The following is a 20,513-nucleotide window of genomic DNA, read 5'->3' as shown; positions in this document are numbered from 1 at the left end:
CCTCTCCGTTAGCTCAGCAGCTGGTGAATACGCTTAAGTCCCGCCACCAGCCTGTCGACCTCTTCCGTTGTGTTGTACATCACCAGCGACGCGCGGCACATTGCCGGTACCTGGTAAAACGCCATCAGCGGCATGGCGCAGTGGTGCCCGGTACGGACCGCCACGCCGTAGTTATCGAGGAAACTGCCCACGTCATAGGCGTGATGTTTCCCGAGATTGAATGCGATCACCCCTTGCCGGTCGGCAGGCCCGTAGAGGGTCAGATCCGGCACGCTGGCAAGCTCGGCAAGCGCATAGTGCATCAGCAGCTGTTCGTACTCCTGAATGCTATCAAGGCCGATTGCGGAGACGTAGGAAACCGCCGCCCCCAGCCCGATAATCCCGCCGGTGTTGGGCGTACCCGCCTCAAAACGCCACGGCGCGCGCGCGTAGGTGGTGCCTTCCGTCAGGCTGACGGTGGCGATCATCGACCCGCCCCCTTCCCACGGCGGCATCGCCTGCAGGATATCTTCTTTCACGTACAGTACGCCAATCCCGGTCGGCCCATAGAGCTTGTGGCCTGAGAAGACGTAGAAATCGCAGTCCAGCGCCTGAACGTCAACCGCGTGGTGCATGACCGCCTGGGCGCCGTCAATCAGCACCTTCGCGCCGGCCTGATGGGCTTTTTCGACAATCTCTGCCACCGGGTTTTCAGTCCCGAGCACGTTAGAGACCTGGGTGACCGCCACCAGCCGCGTGCGGTCATCAAGCAATGCGTCGAGCTGCTCGAGCTGCAGCGTCCCATCAACGTTGAGCGGAATGACCCGCAATTGCGCGCCAACGCGCTCGCAGAGCATCTGCCACGGCACGATATTGGCGTGGTGCTCCATCTGGGTGATGATAATGTTATCCCCCGCGTGGACCTGCGCGTTGCCCCAGCTGTTAGCGACAAGGTTGATCCCTTCGGTGGTTCCGCGCACGAAGACCAGCTCCTCAGGCGATTTTGCATTGAGGAAGGCGGCAATTTGCGTGCGCACGTTTTCCATACGCTGGGTCGCCTCGGCGCTCAGGGTATGAATACCGCGATGCACGGCGGCGTAGCCGTGGCGATAAAACTCGGCTTCCGCATCCACGACCGGGTTCGGCTTCTGCGCGCTGGCCGCGCTGTCCAGATAGGCCAGAGGAAGACCGTTCACTTCACGGGTCAGAACCGGAAAATCTGCCCGTACTTTCTCGACGGGAAAACTCATGCTTCGCCTCCAGGCAGACGCTGACCGATACGCGCCAGCACCTGCTGTTTCAACTGACCATCGTTCAGCGCTTCCGTCAGTTCGGCGGCAAACGCATAGATAATCATTTTCTGCGCCGCCTGCTGGTCGATACCGCGGGAACGCAGGTAGAACATCTGCTCGTCGTCGATGCGCCCGACCGTCGCACCGTGGCTGCACTTCACGTCGTCGGCGTAGATCTCCAGCTGCGGTTTGGTGTCCACCTCCGCCAGGCGACCTAACAGCAGATTGTTGTTGGTCATCTGCCCGTCGGTTTTGATGGCGTGCTGCGCCACGTTAATCAGTCCGTTAAACACCGCGCGCCCTTTATCACTCACGATAGTTTTGTGCAGCTGGCGGCTGTTGCAGTAGCCCTTGTTGTGCTCCAGCCAGGTGCGCGTGTCGCACACTTCAGATTTAACCGGCATCGCCAGACTGTTGATGCGCAGCGTGGTGTTTTCACCGTTAAGCTGCGTGCTGGTGTTGTGGCGCAGCACCGACCCGCCGAGCAGGAAGCTGTGGCTGTAGGCTGCGGCATCCTGACCCAGCACAATGTCGTTATGGGCAAAGTGGTGGGTCTGCGGGTTCTCGAACGCCAGCTTGACGTGGTGGAGCTGGGCGTTGGCGGCAACGTTCATCGTCAAACGCGAGCCGGTAAAGTGGCGCGTCTCGTTGAGGCTGACGTAATGTTCAATCACCGTGGCCTCCGCCCCCTCGGCCAGCTCCAGATGGTGACGATAGTGCGCGGTGTTGATTTCGTCGCCGTCCAGCCCCTGGGTGATGTGCATCAGCAGCAGCGGTTTTGCCGGACGCTGGTTACGCTTCACGCGGATGTGCGTTACGCTGCGGGCCAGGCTCTCGGTCAGGTGGAGGAAAACCTCAGGCTGAACCGGGGCGCTCAGGCGCTGGCGATCGTCGTTTATCTCAATCTCAAATCCGCCCCCCTGAAGGGCGTCGCTCAGCTCCGGACGGAACTCACCGTCGACAAACACCAGGCGCACGGCATCCACGTTTACGGCCAGCGCGTCACGCTGCGCCGGGGTGAGATCCGCCAGACGGGTCACGAACTCGGCGTTCAGCAGGCCATCAAGCGGGGTATATTTCCAGTTCTCATGCTTACGCGTCGGCAGGCCGAGACGCAGCATCTGCTGCAGATGCTGCTGCGCCTGCTCAGAGCGCGTGCCGCCCTGGGCTTCAAACAGCCGGTGCCACTGCTGGAGCGCATTACTGCTGTTCGGTAAGCCAGCCATAGCCCTGCTCCTCCAGTTGTTTAACCAGCGTGAAATCACCGGATTTCACAATACGCCCCTGGTAAAGCACGTGAACGTAATCCGGCTTGATGTAGTCCAGAATGCGCTGGTAGTGGGTGACGATAATGAACGAACGCTTGCCGTCGCGCAGGGAGTTCACCCCGTCAGCGACAATCTTCAGGGCGTCGATATCCAGACCGGAGTCGGTCTCATCCAGAATGCACAGCTCGGGCTCCAGCACGGCCATCTGCAGAATGTCGTTACGCTTTTTCTCGCCGCCGGAAAAGCCAACGTTCACCGAGCGGGTCAGCAGATCTTCCGGCATTTTCAGCAGCTTGATCTTCTCTTCCATCAGGTCCTGGAAGTCAAAGCGGTCCAGCGCCTCCAGGCCGCGATACTTGCGCACCGCATTCAGCGCCGTCTGCAGGAAGAACTGGTTGCTGACGCCCGGAATTTCGACCGGGTACTGGAAGGCCATGAAGATGCCCTCTCCCGCGCGATCTTCCGGCGACATCTCCAGCAGATCCTTGCCGTTAAACTCCACCGAGCCGTGGGTCACCTCATAATCTTCGCGCCCTGCCAGCGTCGCAGAAAGCGTACTTTTCCCGGAGCCGTTCGGCCCCATGATGGCGTGAACTTCACCCGGCTTAACGTCAAAATTGAGGCCACGCAGGATGGCTTTGTCTTCTACGCTGACCTGTAAATCTTTAATGCTTAACATGTGCTTTCCTTAACCGACGCTGTGTTCAAGACTAATGGCGAGGAGTTTCTGGGCTTCAACGGCAAATTCCAGCGGCAGTTCAGAGAACACGTCCTTACAGAAGCCGTTGACGATCATCGAGATGGCGTCTTCTTCGCTGATCCCGCGCTGCAGGCAGTAGAAGAGCTGATCTTCCCCAATCCGCGACGTCGTCGCCTCGTGCTCAAGCTGGGCCGTATTATTACGACACTCGACGTACGGGAAGGTATGCGCCCCGCAGTCTGCGCCAATCAGCATCGAGTCACACTGGGTAAAGTTTCGCGCATTGGTGGCCGTCGGCATGATTTTCACCAGCCCGCGATAGCTGTTCTGGCTATGCCCGGCAGAGATCCCTTTCGAGATGATGGTCGATTTGGTGTTTTTACCAATGTGGATCATCTTGGTGCCGGTATCGGCCTGCTGGTGGCCGCTGGTCAGCGCCACGGAGTAAAATTCACCGATGGAGTTATCCCCGCGCAGGATGCAGCTCGGGTATTTCCAGGTGATGGCAGAGCCGGTTTCAGACTGGGTCCACGACATCTTGCTGTTTTCACCTTCGCACAGCGCGCGCTTGGTGACGAAGTTCAGGATACCGCCGGTATTGCCGTCGCCCGGGAACCAGTTTTGCACCGTGGAGTATTTCACCTCGGCATCTTTGTGGATGATGACCTCCACCACCGCCGCGTGCAGCTGGTAGCTGTCGCGAACCGGGGCGGAGCACCCTTCGATATAGCTGACGTAGCTGCCTTCATCCGCGACCAGAATCGTGCGTTCGAACTGGCCGGTTTTTTCGGCATTGATGCGGAAATACGTCGACAGCTCCATCGGGCAGCGCACGCCTTTCGGCACATAGATAAAGGTGCCGTCAGAGGCTACCGCCGCGTTGAGCGCCGCAAAGAAGTTGTCGTTAGAGGGCACCACGGTCCCAATGTACTTTTTCACCAGTTCCGGATGATCGTGAATCGCTTCGCCGAAGGAGCAGAAAATGATCCCCTGCTCTGCCAGCTTCTCGCGGTAGGTGGTCGCCACCGAGACGGAGTCGAAAATGGCGTCCACCGCCACCTCTCTCCCTTCACGCACGGGCACGCCAAGCTGGTTAAAGGCCTCTTCCACCTCTTTACTGAGGAAGCTGTTTTCAGCGCCGGTTTGCTGCACCGCGCCGGGCTGCGAGGCGCAGGTGTCGTCACAGCTGCCGCAGGAGGGCGCAGAGTAGTAGCTGTAATCCTGATAGTTCAGCTTGTCATAATGCGCTTTCAGCCAGTGCGGCTCTTCCATCTCCAGCCAGGCGCGGAAGGCGCTCAGGCGGAACTCCAGCATCCACTCCGGCTCGTTACGTTTCGCCGAGATCGCCCGCACGACATCTTCGTTAATGCCTTTCGCCAGCTCATCGGTCTGCAGCTGGGTGAAGAACCCCTCTTTATAGTTGAGGTGCCCACCGCTCCAGGTATTTACATCACTCGATGCTTCAGTATTACGAGACATAGTTCCGCCTATACCCCAAAGCTTTCGCCGCAGCCGCATTCGTTCTGGGCTTTCGGGTTATGAAATTTGAATAACTGGTTTAAGCCTTCGCGGACGTAGTCCACTTCGGTACCGTCAATAAACGGCATGGCCTGCAGCGCGACGTACAGTTTCGCGCCGTCCGTCTCGAACACCAGGTCATCTTTCTCGGGCTCGGTGACGGTATCGAGCACGTAGCCGAAACCCGCGCAGCCGGTCTGTTTGACGCCCAAACGTACGCCGAGGATCTCGGGCTTTTTCGCCACCAGCTCGTGAATATGTGCCGCCGCCGCTGGCGTGAGCGTTAAGCCGCGCCAGGCAAAATCGGCAGGATTAAAGGTTTCTGAATGCAGTTCCATAGGTCCACCTCATCTGATAAGCCATCAGGGCATAACACCATGTTAGTGATAACGATTATCACTTCAACCCTCTGTCAGCAGGGGCATTCGGCTAAACCGCCCTTTTTGCCTACTTTTATTAAGCATAGACCCTGTGAGAGGATGCAGTCAGGATGGATGTATTTGTTCAATACATTGATTAATAATGCATTTCATCGCGGCAGTTATGACGGGGAAGAGAAAAATAAAATATGCATCGGAAATGCCTATTTTTGAGATAGCTTTTGCTCAGTAAATGACTAAAACAAAAAAAGGCCCTCTGGGCCTCTGACGATCAGTGATGAAATGAGACAGCAAACCCCTGTTCACGCCAGTGGTCGAGCTGTTCCTGCTGGCGAGGCGTTGGGGATTTCCCCGTCCAGACGAAGATTTTTTGCCCAGGGAACAGTTCAGGACGCGGCGAATCAATAGGTTCCGCCAGGACGTCAATGTGCCAGCCCTTCTGCGATAAGCGCGCGGCTTCCAGCCACAGGTGGGTGCGGTCATCGCATTCCCAGCCAATCAGGAGGGCGTCTTTACCGGCTTTTTTGCGGGATTCCGCCAGGCTTGCAATCGCGAATTCGATCAGGACGCCGTCAAACAGGCTCGCCATGTGACGCACGGTGTTTTGATCCTGATTCATGCGCTGACGAACGGGAGAAATAATATTGTCAATCAGCGCATCTATCGCGTGATCGCGGCGGAATTCGCCCATTTTGGCGCGCAGCTTTGCCGGGCTGGCGTAACGCAGAACGGTCATCATCTCTTCCTGGAACGATACCCAGTTGCCCTGAGTCAATACTTCTTTGTTTTCCAGCAAGGCTTTGACTTTTCCGACCGAGACGCCGCTTTTCATCAGTCGCTTGATCTCTTCTATGCGGAGGATATCTTCATCGTCAAACTGACGATGCCCCCCTTCGCTGCGCTGCGGCTTCAACAATCCATAACGGCGCTGCCAGGCACGCAGCGTAACGGGGTTGATACCGCATCGTTCGGCCACTTCGCCGATACTGTAATAGGCCATTAACTCCCTCACGCTCAGAACTTCCATACCTAACTGCACCAACCTTATCAGATTGTACACACCATTTGTATAACTAAGACCGCATTTTGCTCAGGTGAATGGGCTTCTCCCCTCTTCACCTGTTAATACATTGTTGTATAAAATTTACCATTCGTACAGTTAACTCTGCCGTAATGTGTACAGCTTTATCAGAAGTCGAACTTTTTCTCCGGCCATGCAATCGCGGGAATACCGCCGTGTCGCGGGCTGGCAAAAAGATGTCCCTGGAACTGGGAAATCCCGGCGGACTCCAGCCACATCCACTCTTCAGCCTTCTCTACTCCTACCGCGCAGAACTGGATCTCAAGCGAGGAGCAGCATTTGATAATCGCCTGAATAATGGCCTGCCGGGGGCCACTTTTATGCACGTTCGCGACCAGATCGCGATTAATCTTAATTCTGTCCGGCTGGAACTGCGCCAGCAGCTGTAGCCCGGCAAAACCGGCGCCAAAGTGATCGATCGTCACGCTGATACCCGCGCTTTTTAACTGCCTGACCGAGTCCGTGAAGTCATCAAAACGGGAAATGGCTTCACTCTCGGTGAACTCCACCACAATTTGCTCGGGGACAAACCCATTAGCTTCAATCGCGGTGAGCAGGAAATCCACGGCGTTGGGAATATTGACCAGCGTCATGGGCCGCAGATTGAGGGATAACGTCTGGTCCTGGAGCCCCAGCGCGCTGGCCATGGAGAGCGCCACCTGCTTGCTGTGTAAATCAGAGGCATACACCTCGTCATGCGGCAGATTAGCAAAGTAATCTCCCGGAGCGCCGCCGTCAGGCGTGCGGAGAAGCGCCTCCCAGGAGACGACCTGCTGCATAAACGGATCGACTATCGGCTGGAACGCAAAGCTGCAATCCGCCCCTTTCGCGACCACTTCGGGCTGCGCGGACAAACGCGTTTCCTCGCGAACGAACTCCCAGGAATCCGCAGGCGGCAGTTCAAAATAGTTCGCTTTTTCCGTGGCCTCGACAAAGGTGCGGAAAAACTGCAGCGGGCGGTCGTTATACGTCAGCTGATAGCGTGTCGTCCCCCTGTTGAGCACCTGCTGCAGCACTTCGTCCCTGTCGAAGTGGCGCAAATCAAAAAGCTCCATGCCCACGTTGCCAAAACGCCGGACAGGTCCGTGATCGCGCATCAGCTCCACCACGTTATGGTGGCGCGGGTCGCTGCAGATCTGCTCATAGATGGCAGAGACGTGTTCCACTGGCCCTTCAAGCAGCTGAAAAAAATGTGTGCCGTTAAACAGCAGGATCCCCGTGACGTTGGATTGCCGGTTTTTACTATTTGCTGCAGCGACCATGGTTTCCAGCGCTTTCACTGGAACGTCCTCGCAGATATGGCTGCGGTAAATGATGGTTGTGAGCATGCGATTCCTGGGGTTAGGGTTTTGGCCACAAAAAGGTGGATAAGTATCATTTATAGCACATTCATTGCCTGACAAATAATTTACATCTCAATCATTTACGGCAGTTAATGAAACATTTTTCTGCGCTGTACAACTTACCAGTGTCAGACCTTTTTGTACAATATATCCTGTAACATTACCGGTTAAAACCAACCAATTAACCATATGAAAATAAAGCAATTTATAAAATACACCATAAAAATATTAAAAATCTGTACATTTTAAGTGTACAGATTTAAGAATTGTGTATACCTTAATTGTAACGTTAGTGATTACAAAATTTTACAGGAGCGAAACATGCAGCAGAAAGGTTACGCCACAGATTCCGCAGCAGCGATCGCACAGTACTTCGAAAAGGCTGCGCTTCCCACCCAGCAGGAGACGCTGGGCCAGGTAGTTGTCGAAATCCTCAGCGACGGGCGAAACCTGAATCGCAAATCGCTCTGTACCAAGCTGCTCAGCCGCCTCGAAAGGGCCGATGGTCCGGAAGAGGAAGAGCACTACCACATGCTGCTTGGTCTGCTCTTCGAACGATAACGTGATGAATAGCAGTGACGCAGACCGACTGATCGACCAGCTTATCGGTGAAGCCGTTCTCTCTCTTCTGAAAGAGCGGGGGCCTGTAACAACCGAAGGATTGCTGCAGCGTCTGCGGGTTATGAAAGAACATGAAAAGGATCCCCGGCGGCGGGAGACACTTGCGGTGGTGATTGCCGAGATCGGCTCAAACAGCATCGCCTTTAAACGTCGCAGAACCGCGCAAGGACGAACGAACAGAGAGGGACCTCTCAACGATAACAGAGACAATGTAGTGCCGTTATTTGGAAGTGGAAAACCGTCCGACCCCAAAAAAATACATTGACTGCAATTTAACAGCTACGGTGAGAACAAATGAGACAAAATATTCAGCTTCAACCCGAATACCACTCTGCTTTTTTAGACAGTGCGCTGTCGGAATATTTCCGTCACGCAGGCGATCGTTTTGCTGAAGAGTCCGCTGTTTTTTCTACTGCAGTACGCTGTGTTCTGGCCTCCGAAGGCCATCTGACCAACAAAGCGATAATCCTCTGGCTCATTCAGACGCTGGAAGCGACCCACGATGTTGTCCAGGCGGATGTGATTCGCAAGACGCTGGAAATTGTCGTGGGCTACACCATGGACGACCTGTAATTTCACGGCCACTCATCCTGCTTTCGTGTCATCGTCAAAACTGACGAATGTTCTGACGATGACACGCGTCTTCCCCGCTTAACACCCTGTTAAATCAGCTAAGCCAACCTGGCACGGTTCCTGCTTACCTCTGCTTACGGGACTGGGTTTTCCAGTCAACTTTGCTTCATTTCTTAACAGGTCTGTTATTGATGAAAAAGATCGCCAGCGTCTGCCCCTACTGCGGTGCAGGCTGTAAATTAAACCTTGTCGTTGAAAATAACCGTATCATCCGTGCCGAAGCCGCAGAAGGCGTCACAAACCAGGGTACCCTGTGTCTGAAAGGCTTTTACGGCTGGGACTTCCTCAACGATACCCGTCTGCTCACCCCGCGCCTGACCCAGCCGATGATCCGCTACCGCAAAGGCGAGGCATTTACTCCCGTTACCTGGGAAGAGGCTATCCGCTACACCGCCCACAGGATCAGCAGCATTAAAGCGCAGCACGGGCCGCGGTCGATCATGACCACCGGCTCCTCTCGCGGAACCGGCAATGAAACAAACTATGTAATGCAAAAATTTGCCCGCGCGGTGCTGAACACCAACAACGTGGACTGCTGCGCGCGCGTTTGTCACGGCCCTTCCGTGGCCGGTTTACAGGAAACGCTCGGCAACGGCGCGATGAGCAACTCAATCAACGATATTGAAAACTCAAAATGCCTGCTGGTGTTTGGCTATAACTGCGCGGACTCCCACCCTATCGTCGCCCGACGCGTGCTGAAAGCGCGGGAAAACGGCGCGAAAATTATCGTCTGCGATCCGCGGCGTATTGAAACGGCGCGCATCGCCGACCAGCATCTGCAGCTGAAAAACGGCAGCAACATGGCGCTGGTAAACGCCTTTGGCTACGTGCTGCTGGAGGAGGAGCTCTACGACAAAAGCTACGTGGCGCGCTTTACCGAGGGGCTTGAGGCCTATCGCCAGACGGTGAAAGACTATGCGCCGGAGAAGGTTGAGCATCTTACCGGCATTCCCGCCCGCGACGTTCGTCAGGCGATGCGCACCTTCGCGGCAGCCCCTTCCGCTACCGTGATGTGGGGGATGGGCGTAACCCAGTTTGGTCAGGCCGTGGATGTGGTCAAAGGGCTTTCAAGCCTGGCGCTGCTGACCGGCAACCTCGGGCGCCCTGCCGTCGGCGTCGGGCCGGTGCGCGGACAAAACAACGTTCAGGGCGCCTGCGATATGGGCGTTCTGCCGAATATGTTCCCGGGCTATCAGGATGTGACCGATCCGGCGGTCAGGCAGAAGTTTGCCGATGCCTGGGGAATTGACGTCAATAAAATGGACGATCGGGTCGGAACGCGCATTACCGAGGTGCCCCATCTGGCGCTGGAAGGCAAGGTCAAGGCCTACTACATCATGGGGGAAGATCCGCTTCAGACCGAAGCCGATCTCGGTCTCGTTCGCAGCGGTTTTGAGGCGCTCGACTTTGTGGTGGTTCAGGACATCTTTATGACCAAAACGGCAGAAGTGGCGGACGTCCTGCTTCCTGCCACCTCCTGGGGTGAACACGGCGGCGTCTTTACCTGTGCCGATCGCGGGTTCCAGCGTTTTGGCAAAGCCATTGAGGCCAGCGGCAACGTGAAGCGCGACTGGGAAATCATCAGCCTGCTCGCCACCGAGATGGGCTACCCGATGCATTATGACGACAACCAGCAGATCTGGGATGAGATGCGTGAGCTGTGCCCGCTCTTCTACGGCGTGACGTATGAAAAAATGGGCGAGATGGGCCACGTGCAGTGGCCGTGCCCGACGCTGGATCATCCGGGAACGCCGTACCTGTATAAAGATAATCAGTTCGACACCCCAACCGGTAAAGGGCAGCTCTTTGCCGCCCCGTGGCGCGCGCCGGCAGAAACTCCGGACGCGGATTTCCCGCTGGTGCTGTGTACGGTTCGTGAAGTGGGACACTACTCCTGCCGCTCGATGACCGGGAACTGCGCCGCGCTGCAAAGCCTGGCCGATGAGCCGGGCCGGGTGCAAATGAACCCAGCCGATGCGGAAAAGCTGGGCATCTCGGAGGGCCAGCTGGTCTGGGTGCGTTCGCGTCGCGGCAAAGTGATTACCCGCGCCAGCATTAGCGAGCGTATCAACGCCGGAGCGGTCTACATGACCTATCAATGGTGGATTGGCGCCTGCAACGAGCTGACCCAGGACAACCTCGACCCCATCTCCAAAACGCCGGAAACGAAGTACTGCGCGGTGCAACTGGAGGCGATTGAGGACCAGCGCTGGGCGGAGGATTTTGCGGCGTCGGCGTATCAGTCCATGAAGTCGCGGCTGATTAACGCGGTGAATGTCTGAAGACAATGCCGGGTGGCCTCACCGCCGCCCGATACTGAATTTCAGACACAAAAAAGGCCGCACTCGCGGCCCTTTTACTCTCATGTACTCAATGGACGTGAACGCCCAACCGCCAGGCAAAGTAGATCTCTTCTTTCAGTTCATTCGAAGAGAGCGCCAGCAAATCTGTAAATTCCAGCTCAAGCTGTTTCAGCTTTTTCAGATACTGCGCCGGAGACAGGTTGCTCTTATCGCGACGTAAATATTCAATTGCCAGCTGTGTTGGGGTTATTTCAGTATCCATGATGTCCTCGCTTATGTACAAAACCTGACCAGTATATCACAACGGACTGGCTAGTTTTTGACCAAAGGCAAAACATCTGAAAACTTTACACAACCGCCGTGGTCAGCCGCGACGAGCAGCACAGGCGATCCTGCTCATCGAGAATATCTATTTGCCACACCTGATGGCGGCTTCCGGCATGCAGCGCGCGGCACACACCGCGCACGCGCCCGCTGCGCACCGAGCGAATGTGGTTAGCATTCACCTCGAGCCCGACAACCTTCTGCTCTCCTTCGGTACAGAGATACCCCGCCACCGAGCCCAGCGTTTCGGCCAGCACGACGGAGGCACCGCCGTGCAATAAACCAAACGGCTGGTGGGTGCGACTGTCGACGGGCATGGTGGCCTCAATTTCATCGTCGCCAATTCGGATGAACTGAATATCCAGCAGCCCAACCATATTCCCCTCGCCCATGGCGTTCAGCGCCTGCAGCGTCACGGCACGTTTCCAGATCATCCAATTATCTCCAGTAAAGCCTGCAATGGGTGACGCACACCGTTACCTTCTACCCGTTTTACCTGGCTGCGGCAGGAGTAGCCCGTCGCCAGACAGCGGTTTCGCGGCAAACGCTGCATCGCCTGATGCCAGGACAGCTCATAGATGCCGAGCGAGTTGGCGTGATTTTTCACTTCGTGTCCGTAGGTTCCGGCCATCCCGCAGCAGCCTACGTTGACGCTCTCCAGCTTCGCACCGAAGCGGGCAAAAACGGACGCCCACTGCGCGGGGGCACCCGGCAGCGCGGTCACTTCCGTGCAGTGGCCGAACAGATACCAGGGTTCACCGCTGACATCCTGAACGGCCTTATCTGCCAGCGCCACCGGCAGCCACTCGTGCACCAGCATGACGTTGAAATCGCCGCGCTTATCGCCCAGCGTCTGCTTGTATTCATCGCGATAGCAAAGCACCAGCGCCGGATCCACGCCGACCATCGGTATCCCGAGTTGCGCCACGCGGTTTAAGAAGTCAGACGTTTTCTGCGCTGTCTTCGCAAATCGCTTCAGGAACCCCTTAATGTGCTGCGCCTTGCCGTTGGGAGAGAACGGCAGCACAACCGGCTGGTAACCCACTTTCTCCGCCAGACGGACGAAATCGGCCACGACCTGCGCATCGTAGTAGCTGGTGAACGGATCCTGCACCACCAGCACCACATTCGCTTTTTGCTCCGGAGCGAGCGCCTCCAGCTGTTCCAGGGTCATGTTCGCCGAACGGTGACCGACTAGCTGGCGCTGCAGAGACGGGACCGACAGCAGTGGGAGATCGACCATGCCGATGTGTTTTTCGGAGAGCTTGCGCACCAGCGGCTGGTTGATAAAGAAGTTGAAGGTCTTTGGCGCCCGCGCCATCAGCGGCGCGTAGCTTTCCACCGTCGCCACCAGATGGTCGCGCACCGGGCGGAGGTATCGGGTGTGGTAAAGCTGCAGGAAACGCGAGCGGAATTCCGGCACGTCGATTTTAATCGGGCACTGGGTGGAGCAGGCTTTACAGGCCAGACAGCCGGACATCGCCTCTTTCACCTCATGGGAGAAATCATACTCGCCTTTGTTGGCATGCCAGCTGTTGCGGGTGCGCTCAATCAGCGAGCGCAGGCTGGCCCGTTTTTCCGGCAGCTCCTGCTCCAGCTTGAGCGGATCCACCCCGCGGTCGGCCAGCAGACGCAGCCACTCGCGCACCAGCGTCGCCCGCCCTTTCGGCGAGTGGATACGGTTGCTGGTGATTTTCATCGACGGGCACATCGGGCTTTTCACATCAAAGTTAAAGCACAGGCCGTTGCCGTTGCACTCCATCGCGCCGCGCCAGGACGAGCGCACCGCAATAGGGATCTGCCTGTCGTAGGTGCCGCGCTTGACGGCATCCACCTGCAGCATTGGCGCGTCTACGCCTTCAGGCGGGCAGATTTTACCCGGGTTGAGGCGGTTATGCGGGTCGAACGCCGCTTTCACCTTACGCAATTCCGCGTAGAGTTGTTCGCCAAAGAATGCCGGGCTGTACTCCGCGCGGAACCCTTTCCCGTGCTCCCCCCACAGCAGACCGCCGTATTTGGCGGTTAAGGCCACCACGTCGTCGGAGATCTGCTTCATCAGGATCTCCTGCTGCGGGTCGCACATGTCCAGCGCCGGACGCACGTGCAGTACCCCGGCGTCGACGTGGCCGAACATGCCATAGCTCAGGCCGTGGCTGTCCAGCAGGGCGCGAAACTCCACGATATAATCCGCCAGATGCTCGGGCGGCACGCAGGTATCTTCGGCAAAGGGAATGGGCTTCGCCGCCCCTTTCGCATTGCCGAGCAGGCCCACGGCCTTTTTACGCATCGCATAGATACGCTCAATCCCGGCCAGATCGTTACAGAGCTGCCAGCCGATCACGCCGCCTTCACCCTGCGCAATCAGCTCATCCAGCCGCTGGCAGAGCGTGGTGACCTGACGCTCAATCAGCTCCGCATCATCGCCGGCAAATTCCACAATGTTGAGACCGAGCATCTCTTTGTCCGGCACGTCTGTAATGAGGTCGCTTACGGAGTGCCAGACAATATCTTCCCGGGCCAGATTGAGCACCTTAGAGTCGACGGTTTCCACCGACAGCGCCTGCGCTTGCACCATAAACGGCGCATTGCGCAGCGCGGAGTCGAAGGAGTCATATTTGACGTTCACCAGACGGCGCACTTTCGGCAACCGGGTGATATCCAGCCGCGCTTCGGTAATAAACGCCAGCGTTCCTTCGGAGCCGGTCAGCACGCGGGTTAAATCAAACTGGGTCAGGTCATCGTTGAAGACGTGTCGCAGATCGTACCCGGTCAGGAAGCGGTTCAGTTTGGGGAATTTATCGAGAATAAGCTGGCGGTTGTCGCGGCAGCGTTCCAGCACGGTGCGATAGATGCGCCCGCTGGCGGTGTTGTCTTTGCCCAGCGTTTCCGCCAGTTCGACCGGCATCGGCTGGGTATCGAGGATATCGCCGCCCAGGAGCACCGCACGCACGCCCAGCACGTGATCGGAGGTTTTACCGTAGACCAGCGAGCCCTGCCCGGAGGCATCCGTGTTAATCATCCCGCCAAGGGTCGCGCGGTTGCTGGTGGAAAGCTCAGGGGCAAAAAAGTAACCGTAAGGCTTGAGATACTGATTAAGCTGATCTTTGATGACGCCCGCTTCGACCCGCACCCACCCCTCTTCCGGGTTGATCTCAATGATGCGGTTCATATAGCGCGACATATCAACAATGATGCCCTGGTTCAGCGCCTGACCGTTGGTCCCGGTGCCGCCGCCGCGCGGCGTAAAGACCAGCGAGGCAAACCGCTCCTGCGTGGCCAGCCGGGCGATAAGCGCGACGTCGGCCGTTGAACGGGGGAAAACCACGGCATCGGGAAGAAGCTGGTAGATACTGTTATCGGTCGCCATCGTCAGCCTGTCGGCATAGTTCGTGGCGGTATCACCTGTAAAACCCTGTTGCTCCAGTGCTTGCAAAAAATTAAGCACCAGCTGAACGACGCCAGGTGCCTGAGAAATCTGTGGGATCATGACTGTCGACCCTAATTAGAGTTGTATGAAATCGTTTGCGTGTATCTTAAAAGTTTTATCACATTTTTTTCTTATAATCTCTGCTGAATTACAGGCAGAATTCGCCTGTTAAAAACCGCTGAGATCATTAATGATTAAAGAGACGCGGTTTTCCGTTCCCGCCAGTTGTACTGGCGTTCTTTTAAGGAAAGTTTCATTTATGGTCAATCTTCGCCAGCCCAGGGATGTTGCGCAAATTTTGCTGTCGGTGCTGTTTCTGGCCCTCATGATTATTGCGTGTCTGTGGATTGTTCAACCCTTTATTCTCGGCTTTGCGTGGGCTGCGACCGTTGTCGTTGCCACGTGGCCTTTGCTGCTGCGCTTGCAGAAGCTGCTGTTTGGCCGCCGCGGGCTCGCCGTGCTGGTCATGACGCTTCTGCTGTTCCTGCTGTTTATTATTCCGATTGCCCTGCTGGTGAATAGCCTGGTGGATTCCAGTGGCCCGGTTATTCGCGCCATTAGCAGCGGTGACCTGACGCTGCCGGATCTCGCCTGGCTGAACAGCATTCCGGTGGTGGGCTCAAAACTCTACAGCGGCTGGCATAGCCTGCTGGAGATGGGCGGCAGCGCGCTGATGGCAAAAGTCCGCCCGTACATTGGCACCACCACCACCTGGTTTGTCGGTCAGGCGGCGCATATCGGCCGCTTTATGATGCACTGTACCCTGATGCTGCTCTTCAGCGCCCTGCTCTACTGGCGCGGCGAGCAGGTGGCTTTAGGCGTTCGTCACTTTGCCACCCGCCTGGCGGGCAAACGCGGTGACGCAGCGGTGCTGCTGGCCGCACAGGCCGTGCGCGCGGTTGCGCTGGGCGTGGTGGTCACCGCGCTGGTGCAGGCGGTGCTGGGCGGGATCGGTCTGGCAATTTCCGGCGTACCGTACGCCACCGTGTTCACCGTTGTCATGCTGATGACCTGTCTTGCACAGCTGGGACCGCTGCTGGTGCTGGTCCCCAGCATTATCTGGCTCTACTGGACGGGCGATACCACGTGGGGAACGGTGCTGCTGGTCTGGAGCTGCGTGGTCGGCACCATGGATAACGTCATTCGTCCGATCCTCATCCGCATGGGCGCAGACCTGCCGCTGATCCTGATCCTCTCCGGGGTCATTGGCGGATTGATTGCCTTTGGCATGATTGGCCTGTTTATTGGCCCGGTGCTGCTCGCCGTCACCTGGCGTCTGTTCTCTGCCTGGGTGCATGAAATTCCGCCGCCGGGAACTGACCCGGACGTGATTTTGAGCGAACTGGAAGAGCTGGAAGAGAAGAACACGCATTAAGGTATGCTGCCGGGTAGCGTTAACGCTCACCCGGCCTACACTCTCCCGCATGATACTTAAACACTGCTAAAGTATTTATTCATTACCCACTGGTCAGACCCACCTTTTCAGCAGTATGTCTTCAAATAACCTCAAGAAATCTTTACGTCTCTTAAACTATTGAGACGAATCCGATCGACGCTAAATAACACAATGCCTACTATTAGCACACGGTTATAAATCAACACCTTGATTTATAAGCATGGAAATCCCCTGAGTGAAACAACGAATTGCTGTGTGTAGTCTTTGCCCATCTCCCACGATGGGCTTTTTTTTATCCTGACTACGCGCGTCTGACCTCACAGGTACTGAGCATCCGCCACTCAGCAGGCAGCACCCGCGTTTCCCCTGTCGCATTGACCGTCACCGCCTCGCGGATATCCGTCGACGATGCGCCAACCTGCAGCTCAAACTCGCCCGGCTCAACGATGCGTTTTCCGTCGCGACGGGTGAAGTTGAACATCTCAACCGGCAGCGTAAAGACGAGCGTGGCGGTTTCTCCCGGCGAGATCGTGACGCGCTGGAAGGCCTTCAGCTCCTGAAGCGGCCGCACCTGGGTGGCGACCTTATCCCTGACGTAAACCTGCACCACCTCGCTGCCGCTGCGCTCCCCGGTATTGGTGATATCCACACTCAGCGTTACCTCACCGTCTACCGGCACGCTGCTTTCGGCGACGCGGGCTGCACTCCAGCTAAACGTCGTCCAGCCGAGGCCGAAGCCAAACGGGTAACGCGAACCGAAATGGAACGCAAACGGCGTACCGCCGCTTTTGAGCTTGTGATTGTAGTAATACGGCATCGCCCCGGCGCTTTTCGGCACGCTCACCACCAGGCGACCCTGCGGCTCCGCGCGTCCGGTTAACACGTCCGCAATCGCCCAGCCCCCTTCCTGCCCCGGCGCCCAGGCCATCATCAGCGCCGCGACCTTGTCTTCCAGACCCTGCAGGTTGTATGGACGCCCACCGGTCATCACGACAATCACCTGTTTACCGGTGGCGACCAGCGCTTCCAGCAGCTGTTGCTGCACGCCCGGCAGGTTCAGGGAATCGGTATCGGAACCTTCCCCCACGGTACCGCTCTGGAACAGCCCGGCGAGATCGCCCACGCAGGCCACCACCACATCACTCTCCTGCGCGGCGTTCACGGCCTCGGGGATCAGAGCGGTACTTTGCGATACCGGTGACTGCTGCATCGGTTTGCCGCCGCTGTCGCCCGGGAAGACCGGCGCGCCCGCCATCCGTTTTTCGATGATGTGGCACCCTTTGGCATAGCGGACGTTCGAAGCACCGAGATACTGCTCCAGCGCCGCGCGCGGGGTCGTGACCTGCGAGGTCTCTTCCACCATATCGCTGATGATCAAATGCACCGGGAAGCTGTAGCCGCTTAGTAACGCCAGCGGATCGTCTGCCGTCGGCCCCACTACCGCGACCCGAGGTTTGCCGCCGAGCGGTAAAATGCCGTTATTTTCCAGCAGCGTGAGCGATTTCGTCGCCACCTCCCGCGCGGCCCGGCGGGTCATATCGTTTTGCAGATCGATACCGTTTTCATCCGCGTACGGGTTCTCAAACAGGCCAAGGCGGAATTTTTCCGTCAGCGTACGCGCCACGATCTCATCGACCTTCGCCATAGAGATCAGCCCGCGCTCTACCGCTTCCGCCAGATGCCGCGCGCAGTCATCTTTCGGCAGCTCAACGTCCAGCCCGGCGTTGAACGCCAGCGCGGCAGATTCCGCCGCGTCGTGGGAAATCCCATGGTGCTGGTGCAGCAGGCTGACGCCGCCGTAGTCCGCCACAATAATCCCGTCGAACCCCCACTGCTCGCGCAGGACGGTGGTCAGCAGGAAGCTGTCGCTGTGCCCCGGCTGGTTATCAATATCGTGGTACGCGGGCATAACCGAACCGGCGTTTGCCAGCTTGACCGCCATTTCAAACGGCAGCAGGAAGGTGTCGTTCAGCTCGCTGAACCCCAGATGGACCGGCGCGTGGTTGCGTGCTCCTTCGCTGAACGAATGACCCACGTAATGTTTCAGGGTTGCCAGCAGGTCGCGCTTATCGCCCTGTAAGCCCTTCACGTAGGCGGTCGCCATCACGCCCACCAGCCAGGGATCTTCCCCGAAGGTCTCTTCGGTTCGCCCCCAGCGCACGTCTCGGGACACGTCCAGCACCGGCGCAAGCCCCTGCTGGCAGCCGACGGAGCGCGCCTCTTTGCCGATCTGCTCTGCCGCCCGCTGCACCAGCTCCGGATCCCAGGTCGAACCGTAGTTCAATGACGACGGGAACAGGGTGGCGTCTTTGCACAGCAGCCCCACCAGACACTCTTCATGAAACAGCGCCGGAATGCCGAGCCGCGTCTCTTCCATCATCATGCGCTGCAGGCGATTCGCCGCGCGCACGCCGGTTTTCGCGTCAACGATGTGGGTGCCCAGCGGCCGCGTGATCTGCCCGACGCCCAGCTTAAGCCGTTCGCTAAGCGCAGCCTGCTCGCTCACGCCGGCGAATTCGTCGCTGAGGTCGCTGCGCTCGCGGTGGTTACCGTTTTCATCGAGGATCAGCCAGTACGCGTGCATCTGGGCGAACTTCTCTTCCGGGGTCATGCGCGCCAGTAAATCGGCGACGCGCTCGTGCACGGGACGTCCCGCGTCCTTATAGATAGTCGTCATGTTTTACTCCTGTAGTGCGGAAGGGGTTGCCGGGCTGAGCTGCCCCGCTTCGGGTCTGACTTCACGCTTGCTGGCCAGCTCCCGGGCGATGGAATCCACCAGCCGGCTGTTTAGCTTGTAGATGGCAAGCAGCGCGACCATGCAGAGGAACAGCGCGCACGGGATAAGGGTGAAAAGCGCGTTGATGGTCGAGAGAACGCCTGGCGCCTGGGTTGCCTGGCCCGGGGCATAATCCACCATGCCAAGCACCCAGCCGACGACCGCCCCGCCCAGCGCCAGGCCAAACTTAATGGCAAACAGCGCGGTGGAGAAAACCAGCCCGTCCAGACGACGGCCGCTGCGGTGCTCTTCGTAGTCGACCACATCGGAGAACATGGTCCACTGCAGCGGCGTGGTGAGGTTTTGAATAAAGCTAAAGACGATGTTAAGGCCAAAGATTAGCCACACCTGTGAAGGTGGCAGGAAGAAAATCAGCGCGCCGAAGATAACGAAGGAGATAATCGTCCACTGGTAGGCGCGCACGCGGTCAAATTTCCCCAGCAGCCGTTCAGATAATAATGCGCCGCTTAAGGAGGCCACCATGCCGGAAACAATAAAGGCAAAAACCAGATCCGGACGCAGCAGCACATAGTTCACGTAATACATGGTGGCGGAACCGCGCGTCACCACCGCCGTTAACAGCAAAATATTAAACAGGAACACAATACGCCACTGGCTGTTCCCGGCCAGCAGTTTTAAATCGGTGAGCATGGAGCCGGAGGTATCATTGCGCGGAGAATAACGCTCGCGGGTCATCAGGAAACAGCAGAAGAACAGCACAATTCCCAGCAGCCCCATCAGGCTCATGGCATAGAAATAGCCTTTCTGCACGTTGCCCTGGCCTAACAGTGAAACCAGCGGCAGAGCAATAACCGTCACGATCAGCCCGCCGATAAACGACAGGCCAAAGCGCCACGACTGCAGAGAATGACGCTCGCGCGGATCCAGAGTCAGCGCACCGGGCATGGCGCAGTAAGGCACGTTAATCGCGGAGTAAATCAGGCTTAAGATGGCGTAGGTTATGCAGGCGTAAACGATTTTTGCCGTCGGCCCAACGTCCGGCACATAGAAGGTAATGAGGCAGCTCACGCCAAACGGGATGGCAAACCACAGCAGCCAGGGACGGAAACGTCCGTGACGCGTCCGGGTGCGGTCAACCAGGGCGCCAATGCACGGATCGACAAACGCATCGACCACGCGCACCACTAAAAACATGGTGCCCATAATCGCGGCGGGTAGCCCAAATACGTCTGTATAAAAATAAGCGAGAAATAACGTTGCCGTTTGCCAGACCAGCGCGCTGGCCATATCGCCTAAGCCATAACCTATTTTATCTTTGGTACGCAATACAGAGGAGAGTGTCATTGTTATTTGCCTTTTTATCAGGTTAAAACGTATTTCAACCAGTTGCGCATCTTCTTAAGGGAAATGCGCAGTAAGGCTCAAGTATTAGCAACGGTTTGCGCGCTAACAATTGTCTAAATTGACTGACAAATTATGATATTTGGTTTTTTACTTTATTTGTGATGGGG

17 protein-coding genes and 1 other RNA gene are annotated in these 20,513 nt (G+C 57.2%); 6 read left to right on the top strand and 12 right to left on the bottom strand.

From position 1 onward, the window contains the following. Positions 1 to 8 precede the first annotated feature (8 nt). The 7 genes from sufS to ACMGGX_RS18730 all read right to left on the bottom strand — a co-directional run bounded on the left by sufS (position 9) and on the right by ACMGGX_RS18730 (position 7,546). Entirely contained in the window at positions 9 to 1,229 is a 1,221-nt protein-coding gene (gene sufS, locus ACMGGX_RS18760; protein ID WP_420298715.1) for a cysteine desulfurase SufS, read from the bottom strand. Continuing rightward, positions 1,226 to 2,497 carry a Fe-S cluster assembly protein SufD gene (gene sufD, locus ACMGGX_RS18755; protein ID WP_420298714.1) on the bottom strand — a complete coding sequence of 424 codons (1,272 nt, stop codon included), beginning with the start codon at positions 2,495 to 2,497 and terminating at the stop codon, positions 1,226 to 1,228. Before sufD ends, sufS begins: the two co-directional genes overlap by 4 nt. Next, the gene (gene sufC / locus ACMGGX_RS18750; RefSeq protein WP_014831592.1) at positions 2,472 to 3,218 is read right to left on the bottom strand and encodes a Fe-S cluster assembly ATPase SufC; all 747 of its coding nucleotides are present in this window, start codon (positions 3,216 to 3,218) and stop codon (positions 2,472 to 2,474) included. The genes sufD and sufC overlap by 26 nt, the downstream gene beginning before the upstream one ends. A 9-nt stretch (positions 3,219 to 3,227) precedes the next feature. After that, complete coding sequence (sufB, locus tag ACMGGX_RS18745) at positions 3,228 to 4,718, bottom strand: Fe-S cluster assembly protein SufB (protein ID WP_420298713.1); 1,491 nt, start codon at positions 4,716 to 4,718, stop codon at positions 3,228 to 3,230. Positions 4,719 to 4,726: 8 nt separating this feature from the next. After that, the gene (gene sufA, locus ACMGGX_RS18740; RefSeq protein WP_008500631.1) at positions 4,727 to 5,095 is read right to left on the bottom strand and encodes a Fe-S cluster assembly scaffold SufA; all 369 of its coding nucleotides are present in this window, start codon (positions 5,093 to 5,095) and stop codon (positions 4,727 to 4,729) included. A 313-nt stretch (positions 5,096 to 5,408) separates the two neighbouring features. Next, the gene (locus ACMGGX_RS18735) at positions 5,409 to 6,137 is read right to left on the bottom strand and encodes a MerR family transcriptional regulator (RefSeq protein WP_033145300.1); all 729 of its coding nucleotides are present in this window, start codon (positions 6,135 to 6,137) and stop codon (positions 5,409 to 5,411) included. 188 nt (positions 6,138 to 6,325) lie between these two features. After that, the gene (locus tag ACMGGX_RS18730) at positions 6,326 to 7,546 is read right to left on the bottom strand and encodes a diguanylate phosphodiesterase (protein ID WP_420298712.1); all 1,221 of its coding nucleotides are present in this window, start codon (positions 7,544 to 7,546) and stop codon (positions 6,326 to 6,328) included. A 336-nt stretch (positions 7,547 to 7,882) separates the two neighbouring features. On the opposite strand from ACMGGX_RS18730, the gene ycgZ reads away from it, so the two are divergent. The 4 genes from ycgZ to fdhF all read left to right on the top strand — a co-directional run bounded on the left by ycgZ (position 7,883) and on the right by fdhF (position 11,097). Further along, a complete protein-coding gene (gene ycgZ, locus ACMGGX_RS18725) occupies positions 7,883 to 8,122 on the top strand; it encodes a regulatory protein YcgZ (RefSeq protein ID WP_029739771.1) in 240 nt (79 codons plus the stop codon). Between the two features lie 4 nt (positions 8,123 to 8,126). Next, a complete protein-coding gene (locus ACMGGX_RS18720) occupies positions 8,127 to 8,447 on the top strand; it encodes a hypothetical protein (RefSeq protein WP_126794387.1) in 321 nt (106 codons plus the stop codon). A 29-nt stretch (positions 8,448 to 8,476) separates the two neighbouring features. Further along, on the top strand, positions 8,477 to 8,755 hold the full coding sequence (locus tag ACMGGX_RS18715; RefSeq protein ID WP_420298711.1) for a biofilm/acid-resistance regulator YmgB/AriR: 279 nt from the start codon (positions 8,477 to 8,479) through the stop codon (positions 8,753 to 8,755). Positions 8,756 to 8,946: 191 nt separating this feature from the next. Beyond that, positions 8,947 to 11,097 (top strand): formate dehydrogenase subunit alpha, encoded by a 2,151-nt coding sequence (fdhF, locus tag ACMGGX_RS18710; RefSeq protein WP_420298710.1) that lies wholly within the window; start codon positions 8,947 to 8,949, stop codon positions 11,095 to 11,097. 88 nt (positions 11,098 to 11,185) lie between these two features. Here fdhF and ACMGGX_RS18705 read toward each other — a convergent pair whose 3' ends face one another. The 3 genes from ACMGGX_RS18705 to ACMGGX_RS18695 form a co-directional block, all read right to left on the bottom strand. Then, positions 11,186 to 11,380 carry a YdiH family protein gene (locus tag ACMGGX_RS18705; RefSeq protein WP_003857766.1) on the bottom strand — a complete coding sequence of 65 codons (195 nt, stop codon included), beginning with the start codon at positions 11,378 to 11,380 and terminating at the stop codon, positions 11,186 to 11,188. Positions 11,381 to 11,465: 85 nt separating this feature from the next. Then, positions 11,466 to 11,876: a 1,4-dihydroxy-2-naphthoyl-CoA hydrolase gene (gene menI, locus ACMGGX_RS18700; protein ID WP_023311321.1), complete on the bottom strand. Its 411-nt coding sequence runs from the start codon at positions 11,874 to 11,876 to the stop codon at positions 11,466 to 11,468. Next, a complete protein-coding gene (locus ACMGGX_RS18695) occupies positions 11,873 to 14,929 on the bottom strand; it encodes an FAD-binding and (Fe-S)-binding domain-containing protein (protein WP_059445193.1) in 3,057 nt (1,018 codons plus the stop codon). The genes menI and ACMGGX_RS18695 overlap by 4 nt, the downstream gene beginning before the upstream one ends. A gap of 199 nt (positions 14,930 to 15,128) precedes the next feature. On the opposite strand from ACMGGX_RS18695, the gene ydiK reads away from it, so the two are divergent. Together ydiK and rprA are read left to right on the top strand one after the other, a co-directional pair. Then, positions 15,129 to 16,244, top strand: a complete 1,116-nt coding sequence (gene ydiK / locus ACMGGX_RS18690; RefSeq protein WP_023311319.1) for an AI-2E family transporter YdiK — start codon at positions 15,129 to 15,131, stop codon at positions 16,242 to 16,244. A gap of 209 nt (positions 16,245 to 16,453) precedes the next feature. Beyond that, an RNA gene (gene rprA / locus ACMGGX_RS18685) (antisense sRNA RprA) lies at positions 16,454 to 16,561 on the top strand. A gap of 5 nt (positions 16,562 to 16,566) precedes the next feature. Here the strand turns inward: rprA and ACMGGX_RS18680 are convergent. After that, positions 16,567 to 18,942 carry a glycoside hydrolase family 3 N-terminal domain-containing protein gene (locus ACMGGX_RS18680; RefSeq protein ID WP_348560975.1) on the bottom strand — a complete coding sequence of 792 codons (2,376 nt, stop codon included), beginning with the start codon at positions 18,940 to 18,942 and terminating at the stop codon, positions 16,567 to 16,569. A gap of 3 nt (positions 18,943 to 18,945) precedes the next feature. Then, complete coding sequence (locus tag ACMGGX_RS18675; protein ID WP_063440772.1) at positions 18,946 to 20,346, bottom strand: MFS transporter; 1,401 nt, start codon at positions 20,344 to 20,346, stop codon at positions 18,946 to 18,948. Positions 20,347 to 20,513 lie beyond the last annotated feature (167 nt).

It is taken from the genome of Enterobacter sp. BNK-29 (assembly GCF_048684785.1).
Lineage (GTDB): Bacteria > Pseudomonadota > Gammaproteobacteria > Enterobacterales > Enterobacteriaceae > Enterobacter > Enterobacter cloacae_M.
The sequence above is the reverse complement of the archived record's forward strand: the minus strand, read 5'-3'. Positions and strand labels throughout refer to the sequence as shown.